The sequence below is a fragment of the Succinimonas amylolytica DSM 2873 genome (genome assembly GCF_000378405.1).
Taxonomy (GTDB): Bacteria; Pseudomonadota; Gammaproteobacteria; order Enterobacterales; family Succinivibrionaceae; genus Succinimonas; species Succinimonas amylolytica.
Map to the genome: position 1 here is coordinate 1 of NZ_KB899645.1, position 10,539 is coordinate 10,539.

The window sequence follows — 10,539 nt, forward strand, 5'->3', positions numbered from 1 at the left end:
AAACTGGGATACCTCTCAGGTTACCGATATGCATGCCATGTTTGCTGAAGCAGAAAGCTTCAACCAGCCTATTGGGAACTGGAATACCTCTCGGGTTACCGATATGAGTAAAATGTTTTACAGGGGAAAAAACTTCACTTATGTCATCAGAAAATAGGATGCTTCCCATGCTATTCTGCCGCCATATGCATCGTGTGCACATGTAAATTGTGTGTTTCCTTAAAAACTGGCATAATCCCTGTGTGGTCTTTATGGGAGGGTTCCGGCTGCCTGCGGGGTTTTCCTGCAAACTGACGGTGAGGGGATGGGGCACTTTTCCCCGCAGGCGGTACAGACGGCTGTTTAAAGGCTGTTTCTGCCCCCCCCTGTCCGGGGAAGGAATGCCATGGCTAATATAATAGGAATGAAAGACGATGGTACTGCCGGAGATAGTCTCTCTATGTCAAACCAGGGAACGGACTCCTTTTTGCAGCTTCTTATTGACTGTGCCCTTGCAGAGGAAATGACGGCATCGCAGCTGGCTCTGACAGAATTTTTTGAGGAAAGGAAATATGTGAACGGATATGCGCCGGGGACAGTTTCCTTCGATATTGATGAAATGCCGTGGGATGCGTCATGCATGCAGAATGATGCCGCCTGGCTTCAGCAGCTCCTTAAGAGAGCCCGGGATCCGGCACTATGGAAAATTTCAGGCAAGCCTGAGGATCAGATCGTGTTTCAGTGGCTGGATCAGTTTGTCAGGATGGCCGGGCGGTTCTGCATGAAAAATGGCAGACGGTCTTTGGGTTCCGGCGGTAAAAAGGCCGGTATCTACTTCAAGAAGGGAACCGGGTGGAAAGCGTGCCGGGATGAAGGAAGAAAAATCTATACGGCTGAGCGCAGCTGGAGAGGTTTTTATGAACTGCGTCAGATTGACAGGGATACCTATGACCGGCTCGGAACTGAACTGCCTGGTGATGAGACTCCGATCAGCCTGATCCGTAAAGGCCGCCAGCTGGCTGAATGCGACGACGACTACTATACCTGTCCGTATATTGAAATCAGGGATGAAAATTACGCTGAGCTTGCGCCCTGGGCCGATGTGCACAGACGGATTGCCCTAAAGCAGCAGATTTTATGCTAAATACAGGTGAGCCCATTTCCCTGTAAAACAGCCGAAACAGGGATTTGTTATGGCCCCGGCTGTCTATGTGCCGTTCTCTCTCTGATATGCAGAAAAGACAGGTATGCGAATGGGGCTTCGGCGCATGCCGGTGTATTTAGTCCGGAGGGAGTAATTTGATGGATATAGGTGCCGCGCTGAAGAGAGAGTTTTCCGGATGGAAGGCCTGGCAGGCTCTGTGGATGGTGTTTTCCGTTGTGGTCATTCTGGGAGTTTCCCTGTATCAGGGGGATTCTCCCGCAGGCATTATCGCAGCGGTTTCCGGAGTAATCTGTGTGATTCTCTGCGGCATGGGAAAGCTGTCAAGCTACCTGTTCGGAACCGTGAACACTATCCTCTATGCGTATATGGCCTGGCTGGCTGGGTATTACGGCGATGTCATGCTGAATCTGCTTTACTATTTTCCCACCAATATTCTGGGCTGGATTCTCTGGAGCCGCAACATGAACACCGCCGCCGGTGCCGTCATTATGAAAAGAATGACTCTCCGGCAGTCTCTCTGGCTTCTTCTTGTCTGCATTCTTGCCGTGGCCGGATATGGCTGGTTTCTGGATCTTATTGGCGGCAGCCTGCCTTTTGCGGACAGTATGACCACGGTACTGTCGGTGATCGCCCAGATTCTTATGATAAAGAGATTCGCGGAACAGTGGGCGATCTGGATTTTTGTTGATATCGTGTCCGTAATCATGTGGGTTTCCGCGCTTTCCGGGGCAGGAGCCAGCATCGCGGTTCTTCTGATGTGGTGTGTTTTTCTGGCAAATGCGGTCATTATGTTTGTCTGCTGGTACCGGAATTCAGTGCGGCCGGAGCCCGGTTCCCGTGATTCCGGCAGGAGATCCGGCTTCCTGGAGAAGAGCGGATCTGACACGGCAGAGGAGCATCAGGAGGGCCTTTAAATGACAAACGGAAAAAAGTACGGCACCGGGATGTACGGCGGCTGCTTTAACCCCCTGCATCTCGGGCATCTGGAATGCATTATCAGGGCGGCGGGACTCTGCCGGGAGCTTTTTATTGTCATTTCCTGGAGAAATCATGAATCCGATGTGCCGCTCAGAGTGAAGATAAGATGGGTGCACAGCCTTACCCGTCATCTTGGAAATGTGAAAATTATCCCCCTGGAGGACCGGCTGACCCGAAAGGAGGACTACACGGAGGATCTCTGGCTGGAGGATGCCCGGAAAATCAGGAAGCAGATCGGAAAGCCTCTGGATGCGGTGTTCTGCGGCAGTGATTATGATGAGACCAGCTTCTGGAATACCTGCTACGAGGAAGCAGATTTTGTGGTGTTTCCGCGGAACCGCTATAACTCCACCGCTATCAGGAGTGATGTTTTCGGCCACTGGGACTGGATGCCGCAGGCGGTAAGAGCCTGGTATGTGAAAAAGGTGCTGATAATCGGCGGGGAAAGCTCCGGAAAATCCACCCTGACCATCAATCTTGCTCACTATTACCGGACGGTTTATCTCGAGGAGGTGGGGCGGGAACTTTCGGAACTGTCCGGCACCGATGTCTGGATGCTGCCGGAGGATTTTACCCGGATTCTTCTGGAGCACAAGAACCGGGAGCTTCTGCTGGCGGAACAGGCCAATAAGGTGCTGTTTATTGATACAGACTGTCTGATAACCCGCTTTTTCATGGATTTTCTGGGCGATGAGGAAAGATCCGGAGACATTGCCGGAGCAGCTTCCGGGGCTGGCGGTACAGAAACTGCGGGAACAGCAGCCGGAAACCGCCTTCTGGCAGATGCCATCGCCGTTCTGAACAGCTATGACCTGATTCTTTTTCTGGAGCCGGATGTGGAGTGGGTGCAGGACGGAGATCGCAGCGAGGTTATTGCCGCCGACCGCAGGAAGTACAGTGACATGATAAAGGAGCTTTACTCCGCACGCGGTTTTAATTTTGAAGTGATAAGCGGAGACTATAACAGCAGGTTCGACAGAGCCGTTTCTCTGGTTAGCAGGATGCTGGCTTCTTGCTAGTGTCACTTTGGAGACCGGGGCGGAGGCGGAACCGGTATTCTGATTGCTCCGGCCGGTGTATAATCCTAAAGGGCAGGATTCCGCCAGGGCTTAACAGGTCTCGCGCGGGCGGTGTTCCTGAAATACTGCCTGTCATTCAGATGCGACCGGTGTTTTTTCGGGCGGTTCATGTTTTTTCCTGTCCTATCATAAGTATCAAGAGGTTCCTATGAAATTTTCCGGAATTGCCGTGCTGCTGTCAGCAGTTCTTTTTTGTTCTTCCGCTCTGGCGGATTCCGATACTGCTTTCAGGCAGGAGGTTGTCGGATACAAAAAATGCATGGATATGGCCGAATCCAATACCGATATCATTGACTGTACAGACCTGGCCAGAAGGCATTACGACCGCAAGCTGAATGCCAACTACAAGGCCGCTATGAAAAACTGCGAGACCCGGAGAGAGATCACGGGAAGCAGCGGCGTGGATCTTTGCAAGAAGAAACTCAGGGAGGCCGAGAGAGCCTGGATCAAATATCGGGATCTGATGGCGGAATACCTGTATCAGGTCAATCTGGGCAGTATTGATCAGATTAATTCCGCCGGTTTTGTTGCCGAGGAGACCAAAAAGCAGGCTGATTATCTTCAGGTATCCGGATTTGAGGACTGAGAAGTGATATCCGGAGATATGATCAGGGGGTGAAATCCGGGCAGGCTGTTCATGCTGCTTATGGATTTTATGCCCCATTTGCCCCTCCGGAAAAATTGCTCCGGAAGCTATCCGAATAGCTGATACATGAGATAGTTCCCGCCTTTCCAGAGCTGCCACAGGAAGAGGATTACGAGAGTGATCCCGATGATGGCAATGACCAGAACTGCTTTCTGGCCGGTGGCCTTTACTGCCCGGTGCTTATTAAAGGCCTCCAGAATCAGATTTCTTTTCCGGAAGAACCTGCTGTTTCTTTCCTGGGCCAGAACAGCATCGTCCGTGTATTCCGCAATTTCTGCAAAATATGCCAGAACCGCATCTATGTGATATACCCGGATTTTTGAGACGCTGTCATCGTCGTCGCCGGCATTTTCTCCTTCTCCCTCCTCCTCCGGAATCCATTCCAGTTCTGCGGCAATGCTGTCAGATTCTGGGGCACCGTACATTTCCGGAAGGGTGGGCAGCGGCTTCCGGTTATGGTGCCCCGGCCCGGAAAAGCCGTTTGACAGCACCGCATTGAAGCCCATGCTTTCCGCCAGGGACAGGAGGTGCCGTTCCACCATGCTGCGGGAACAGGGCATCATGGGTGAGCAGGAAAAGTGGTACGGAATACTGAGGAACAGCCGGCGGTTTCCTGAAAACTGGTTCTCGAACTCCCGGATGTCAGTATCCCGGGAAATAAGGATGCTGCGGAATTCCCGGAATACAGGATGCATGCCGGAGGATTCTTGGGATCCGGAGGCCGCATCAGAGGAGGCTGCGGCGGTGCTGCCTTTAGGGGCGGCGGTTTCCGGTTCGCCTTCACCGGGAAGCGGCGGAAGTCCGGCGAAGGCCCGGGCCTCCGGACTGTTGGGGCCTCTTCCTGCGGGAGGCAGAATATGCACCGCCTCCCGGCCTTCAGCGGTGATGTCAACCGTATAGTCGCAGAGATCTCCTTCCATGAAGTTTTGCACCTGCGGGGAATCCCGGTAGAAGGAGGCCGCGTGTCCGTCAAAAATGGTTCCGGGATTTCCCGGTACGGCCTTGCGGGTAATTATGCCGCGGTGTCTTCTGATCATGCTTTGCTTCCTGTGTTTGTCGGGACACGATGATTTTACCTGATTTCAGACTTTGCGTATGCCGTTTCCGCGCGAATATCCGGAATGCGTCAAAAGTCTCTCCGCCCCGGACATTAAACCGGAGAGGACTATTCTGTCCGGGGGTTATTGTAAGGTTCGGGATATCCTGCTGCCGCAGTGCAATTTTTGAGGGATGGCTTCCATATTTGGAAGCGGCAAGAAAGAGGCGGTTTCTCTTCCGGTATAATTTTTTGGGGAGATTTGCCCGGAGAAAGGGCTTCTGGAGAGGAGTATCAGGATGAGATGCGGGGTTTGCTTCAGGCACTGCGACCTTGAAGAAGGAAAAACCGGAGTCTGCGGAGTCCGGACTTTCAGGGATGGAAGGTCTGTCTCCCTGTCCTATGGCAGAATCACCGGATTAGCTCTGGATCCGATTGAAAAGAAGCCGCTTCATCGCTTTCATCCCGGCAGCATGATTCTTTCGGCAGGAAGCTATGGCTGCAATCTCCGCTGTCCCTTCTGCCAGAACTTTGAGATTTCCTGGTCGGAGGAGGCTCTAAGCGGAAATTTTTCCAGAATCGTTCCTCCCGAGGAGCTGGTAATTGCGGCAGAAAAGCTGCGTGCCAGGGGGAATATCGGAGTTGCCTATACCTACAACGAACCCCTGGTGGGCTATGAGTATGTCAGAGATACGGCAAAGCTGGTGCATGAAGCCGGCATGCTGAATGTGATGGTGACCAATGGCACGGCATCCCTGGAGGTTCTGGATGAGCTTCTGCCCTACATTGACGCGATGAACATTGATCTCAAAAGCTTTGATGCCCGCTGCTACCGCCGGCTCATGGGCGGAGACCTGGCAATGGTCAGGGATTTTATTTCCCGGGCAGTAACCGTCTGCCATGTGGAGCTCACCACGCTGATAATACCCGGCGAGAATGATTCCGAGACAGAAATGGAGGAGCTCTCGGCATGGGTGTCCGGTCTCAGGGATGCCTCCGGCCAGGTTATCGGGAAAAGCATTCCCCTCCATGTTACCAGGTTTTTTCCGCGCTTCCGGATGATAGACAGAAAGGCCACGGAGGTGGCAGCTGTTTACCGGCTGGCGGAAGTTGCCCGGAAGAATCTTGATTATGTTTATACCGGGAACTGCTGATTTTCCGGGAAAGCCGTAACCGAAGCACGCAGAACCAGGATAGCAACGGGACTTTCTGAGAAAAATCCGTCTTTAAAAGTCGAAATCGATGTAAATGCCCAGGACTGCAATTTTCTGAGAGGGATGGTGTTCTCATATGGGAATCCGTCAGAAAATGAAATATTGCCCTGTTTCTGAAAGGATAGTTTTTAGAGGGGCTGTGCGTTTCCATTGAAGATGCAGGGGATTATTCAGCATGCCATTACCATGTAAAACAGGAGCCGCTTTTCTGGCATTTATTTCTGGTATTTATTCCCGACATTAATTCCCGGTATTGTCTTCAATAGCGTTTTTTCAGATCAGATCCGGTTCGACGGAAAAAGGGCCTGGAATGCAGCGGAAAATTGGGTGACGCAATATCAGACTGAAGGGGGCCAGGGGCGGTGTCTGTTAGCTGGTGTTTAAAAGTATTTGTATTATTAAATATTTTGTGACAGAGCACTTTGTTTTCGTGTTATTGAAACGGATATTCTTTACAGAGTCTTTGTTATGGGATATTTTCACGGGGTGTTTATCCTGATATGGCACTCTGAATTCGGAATTTTTTCCGGCAGAAGGAGTTTCGGAGACAGTTTTTTTTTTTCGGGAAAGCTGATTTTTGCAGGGAGTTTTTATGGCTGATATCAAATACGAGATAAAGGAGCATATTGGTGTACTTTCAGAAAACAAGAAGGGCTGGCGCAAGGAGGTAAACCTCATCTCCTGGAATGATGCCGCTCCGAAATATGACATCAGAGATTGGGCTCCGGAGCATGAAAAGATGGGAAAGGGGGGGACTCTGACTGAGGAAGAAGTAAAGAATCTCCGGGATGTTTTGGGGAAGATTTCCTGATACTGCGGGGTTTCTGCGTGCACTGTCTGTACAATTCGGGGGGGGGAGGATTAGCTAAGTCCGGGGCTCCCCTTTTTTAGCGCTATCACTGCCGGTTTCATTCCTGTTTCTGCTTGTTTTACGGTCAGAGGTCTTAAAAAATATGCTGGAAAATGGTTTATATGAAGAGCTTATTAACCACCTTATTGAAAAAGAACTGGATAATGGCCGGCAGATCGTCAAAACAAAAGAGATTGATGAAGAGGATTCTTCGAGGATTCTGTCCCGGTATGTAGCTCAGGTTGCGGAGCTGGGATTTAGAAACTGTAAAGGCGGATTAAAGGATAGAATTCATCTTACGAACAGTATAATTCAGGAAATCCGAAAAGAGACTGAGAATCCTGTCATTGATGACTATTATGTGGGTAAAGATAACAGTGAGGATGCAGAAATCCCTAAAGCAGAGCAGCTTCTTTCAGTCCGGGATAAAGAAAATAATGTTGCGGCCATCAATGATATTGAGGAGGTAAGACCTCTAACTTCACTAGTGGAATCCAGCCTTTTCACCGGTGCTGCCAATGAACCGCAGATGTTTACCGAACTCCAGAAGGAAATCGGATCCTCAGACAGAATAGACATGATAGTCTCCTTTATCAAATGGACCGGAATCCGTTTAATAATTGAACAACTCCGCTCTTTCACGGAAAAGGGCGGAAAGCTCAGAATCATCACTACCTCCTACATGGGTGTTACCGAGACAAAAGCTATAGAAGCTCTGGTCGCTTTGTCCAACACTGAAATAAAGATCTGTTATGAAACCAGAAATATCGGGCTCCATGCGAAGTCGTACATCTTTTACCGTAATAGCGGATTCTCCACCGCCTATGTTGGTTCCTCAAATCTGACCTCAAAGGCAGTCACCAGCGGATTGGAATGGAATTTAAAGATTACCCTGAAGGAGCTTCCGGAAACTTTTGCCAAGATTCAGGAAACCTTTGAGATTTACTGGAACTCGGAAATTTTTGAAACCTATTCAAACGGTGATACGGAAAAGCTGAGCCAGGCTCTCAGAGCTGAGCGTTCCTCCAGTAATGACAAGCTTTCGGAAGCTATCTACAGCTTTGATGTCAAACCCTATTACTATCAGCAGGAAATTCTGGATAAGCTGGAAGCGGAAAGAGAAGTGCGGGGGTTTTATCGGAATCTTGTGGTGGCTGCGACAGGTACCGGAAAAACAGTGATATCCGCATTGGATTACCGGAATTATTGTCGGAAAAGGGGGACTGTTGGGCGGCCGAGGCTTCTCTTTATAGCACATCGAGAGGAGATCCTTCGCCAGAGTATGGGGACCTTCAGAGCCGTATTGAGAGATGCGAATTTTGGTGGGCTTTTAGTGGGACCGAGTCTACCAGAGTCTCTGGACCACCTTTTTGTTTCAATTCAAAGTTTGAATTCTAAAAAACTGACCGAATATATCACCGCTGACTACTACGATTATATTGTGGTTGACGAATTTCATCATGCTGCGGCACCGTCATATCAGAAAATGCTAAATTATTTTACCCCGCATATTTTGCTTGGTCTGACAGCCACTCCAGAACGTATGGATGGCGGTGATATTTTGAAATATTTCAATAATCGGATTGCCGCTGAAATTAGACTTCCTGAAGCTATCGCAAAGGGCTTGCTTTGTCCTTTTCAGTATTTCGGAGTAACCGATGATGTAGATTTGAGTAAAATAAAATGGACTTCCGGTGGCTATGATAAACAAGAACTATCAAATGTTTTTTCCTTAAACACTGAAATTGCCAATCGCCGGGCCGAATCTATTTTAAGTAGCCTTAAATATTATGCCGAAGATTTGCCCCGAGTTAAGGGGTTGGGGTTTTGTGTTTCTGTGCAGCATGCTCAATTTATGGCAGATTTTTTTTCCCAGCACGGAATTCCGTCCCTGTGTTTAACCGGTAATAGTGAAACAGATACCAGAACTAATGCAAAATGTTTATTACAGAGTGGAAAAATAACATTTATTTTTGTAGTTGATATCTATAACGAAGGTGTTGATATACCGGAAGTTAATACCATTATGTTTTTGCGACCGACAGAATCTCTGACAGTTTTTTTACAACAGCTGGGGCGCGGCCTACGTCTTGCCGAGAATAAGGACTGTTTGACAGTTCTTGATTTTATTGGTCAGGCTAATCAGAGATATAACTTTGAAGATAAGTTTCTGGCGCTGCTTACCAGAACCAGAAATGGAATTAGCGCTGAGCTTAAGAATGGTTTTTCCTCAGTTCCCAAGGGATGTTATATCAAGCTTGAAAAGGTTGCTGCGGAGTATGTGCTTAACAATATTAGACAATCATACAGCAGTGCTAAAGGGATGGTTTCAAGAATTGCCAGTTTTGAGATGGATTCCGGTCAGAAGCTTACCCTTACAAATTTCCTTGACTATTATCATATGAGTCCCAAGCTTTTCTATAAGCAAAAAGAGTCGTTTTCACGATTGGCGGCTTTAGCACAGAAACAGGAGTTTTCTAATCAATTACTGGAAGGTAAATGCTGGTTTAAGATTGCGGGAATAAATTCAAGAAGATGGATTTATTTTTTGCTGAAGCTGTTTTCTGGATTGTCTTCGGATTTAAGTTTGTTAGATAGTATGAGTCTTTCTGAAAACAGAATGTTCAGAATGTTCTGTTATACATTGTGGGATTTAAAACAGGATGATTTTACTAAAGGGAATGTCAAAAATAAAATTTTAGAGCTGGTAAATAATGATATTGTATTGAGTGAAATTAATGAATTGTTACGGTATAATCTCAATCGTATAGATTTTGTTGATAAGTCAGTTCTTGATTATAATATTCCTTTGGATTTACATTGCTCCTACTCCAGAGATCAGATTTTAGTTGCTATGGATGATTTTGCTCCTCATAACATGCGAGAAGGAGTAAAGTATTTTTCAAAGTTTAAGACTGATGTTTTTCTGATAACATTAAATAAATCAGAAAAGGAATATTCCCCGTCAACCAGGTATCAGGATTATTCAATTAACGAGAACCTTTTTCATTGGCAGAGTCAGAGCACGACATCAGCTGAATCTGCGACGGGACAGAGATATATCAATCAAGAGAAGCAGGGCAATACCGTGCTCCTGTTTGTCAGGAATGCCAAATCCAGCAGAGTGGCGACTACATTTACCGAAAACTATACATTTTTAGGTAAAGCACACTACGCTTCACATACAGGAAGCCGTCCCATGAACGTAATTTGGAGACTCGAAGAACCAGTGCCTCCGAAGTTCCTGAAGACCACCAGCAAGCTGATGGTGGGATAGAAGACTGGAGATAGTGAAAAGAGAATGCAAAGGGCGGTTTTGCGCCTTTTCCCTGATTGTGTTCTATTCTGTTCGGGAATCAGCTCCGTTGCTTTTTCGTAAAAGTACCCAGTGCTTTTGTGGCATTTCCCTTTCTATATTTTCCTATATCCATAGCACATTTCCCGGGAAGGTCTCTCCGCCCCTTTTCGATCTTCTTGTTGTCTTATTCTGATGTCTTTATTCCTATGTGTAAATGGCGGTGGGGTCAAGTAGTTTCTTCGGCCTTTGTTGATAGTGCTGCCAAAACCAAAACTTTGCTGACCATCCCTATGT

The 10,539-nt window shown here is 48.0% G+C and carries 10 protein-coding genes; 8 read left to right on the forward strand and 2 right to left on the reverse strand.

What is annotated here, in order from left to right; translation table 11 throughout:
- The 5 genes from F557_RS20765 to F557_RS0117850 form a co-directional block, all read left to right on the forward strand.
- Positions 1 to 157 (forward strand): BspA family leucine-rich repeat surface protein (locus tag F557_RS20765; protein WP_044143846.1); only part of this gene is annotated, 157 nt, incomplete at its 5' end.
- 228 nt (positions 158 to 385) lie between these two features.
- Positions 386 to 1,123: a hypothetical protein gene (locus tag F557_RS0117830; RefSeq protein WP_157617964.1), complete on the forward strand. Its 738-nt coding sequence runs from the start codon at positions 386 to 388 to the stop codon at positions 1,121 to 1,123.
- Positions 1,124 to 1,281: 158 nt separating this feature from the next.
- Positions 1,282 to 2,058 carry a nicotinamide riboside transporter PnuC gene (gene pnuC, locus F557_RS0117835; RefSeq protein WP_019003563.1) on the forward strand — a complete coding sequence of 259 codons (777 nt, stop codon included), beginning with the start codon at positions 1,282 to 1,284 and terminating at the stop codon, positions 2,056 to 2,058.
- On the forward strand, positions 2,059 to 3,141 hold the full coding sequence (locus F557_RS0117840) for an AAA family ATPase (protein WP_019003564.1): 1,083 nt from the start codon (positions 2,059 to 2,061) through the stop codon (positions 3,139 to 3,141).
- 208 nt (positions 3,142 to 3,349) lie between these two features.
- Positions 3,350 to 3,787 carry a lysozyme inhibitor LprI family protein gene (locus tag F557_RS0117850; protein ID WP_019003566.1) on the forward strand — a complete coding sequence of 146 codons (438 nt, stop codon included), beginning with the start codon at positions 3,350 to 3,352 and terminating at the stop codon, positions 3,785 to 3,787.
- Between the two features lie 107 nt (positions 3,788 to 3,894).
- On the opposite strand, the gene F557_RS0117855 is transcribed toward F557_RS0117850, so the two are convergent.
- Positions 3,895 to 4,884, reverse strand: coding sequence for a hypothetical protein (locus F557_RS0117855; protein WP_019003567.1), 990 nt, complete (start codon positions 4,882 to 4,884; stop codon positions 3,895 to 3,897).
- A gap of 298 nt (positions 4,885 to 5,182) precedes the next feature.
- Between F557_RS0117855 and amrS the strand changes: the two genes are divergently transcribed.
- The 3 genes from amrS (at position 5,183) to F557_RS0117880 (ending at position 10,224) form a co-directional block, all read left to right on the forward strand.
- Complete coding sequence (gene amrS / locus F557_RS0117865) at positions 5,183 to 6,037, forward strand: AmmeMemoRadiSam system radical SAM enzyme (protein ID WP_019003569.1); 855 nt, start codon at positions 5,183 to 5,185, stop codon at positions 6,035 to 6,037.
- A 652-nt stretch (positions 6,038 to 6,689) separates the two neighbouring features.
- The gene (locus F557_RS0117875) at positions 6,690 to 6,908 is read left to right on the forward strand and encodes a YdbC family protein (protein WP_019003571.1); all 219 of its coding nucleotides are present in this window, start codon (positions 6,690 to 6,692) and stop codon (positions 6,906 to 6,908) included.
- Between the two features lie 142 nt (positions 6,909 to 7,050).
- Positions 7,051 to 10,224 (forward strand): DEAD/DEAH box helicase, encoded by a 3,174-nt coding sequence (locus F557_RS0117880; RefSeq protein WP_019003572.1) that lies wholly within the window; start codon positions 7,051 to 7,053, stop codon positions 10,222 to 10,224.
- 134 nt (positions 10,225 to 10,358) lie between these two features.
- On the opposite strand, the gene F557_RS23170 is transcribed toward F557_RS0117880, so the two are convergent.
- On the reverse strand, positions 10,359 to 10,539 hold a 181-nt coding region (locus tag F557_RS23170), incomplete at its 5' end, for a hypothetical protein (RefSeq protein WP_211209608.1).

What these genes read in the sequence shown, in the direction of transcription:
- F557_RS0117875 (WP_019003571.1), top strand. Translation starts at nt 6,690, where the DNA reads ATGGCTGATATCAAATACGAGATAAAGGAGCATATTGGTGTACTTTCA.
- F557_RS0117880 (WP_019003572.1), top strand. Translation starts at nt 7,051, where the DNA reads ATGCTGGAAAATGGTTTATATGAAGAGCTTATTAACCACCTTATTGAA.
- F557_RS0117830 (WP_157617964.1), top strand. Translation starts at nt 386, where the DNA reads ATGGCTAATATAATAGGAATGAAAGACGATGGTACTGCCGGAGATAGT.
- pnuC (WP_019003563.1), top strand. Translation starts at nt 1,282, where the DNA reads ATGGATATAGGTGCCGCGCTGAAGAGAGAGTTTTCCGGATGGAAGGCC.
- F557_RS0117850 (WP_019003566.1), top strand. Translation starts at nt 3,350, where the DNA reads ATGAAATTTTCCGGAATTGCCGTGCTGCTGTCAGCAGTTCTTTTTTGT.
- amrS (WP_019003569.1), top strand. Translation starts at nt 5,183, where the DNA reads ATGAGATGCGGGGTTTGCTTCAGGCACTGCGACCTTGAAGAAGGAAAA.
- F557_RS0117840 (WP_019003564.1), top strand. Translation starts at nt 2,059, where the DNA reads ATGACAAACGGAAAAAAGTACGGCACCGGGATGTACGGCGGCTGCTTT.
- F557_RS0117855 (WP_019003567.1), bottom strand. Translation starts at nt 4,884, where the DNA reads ATGATCAGAAGACACCGCGGCATAATTACCCGCAAGGCCGTACCGGGA.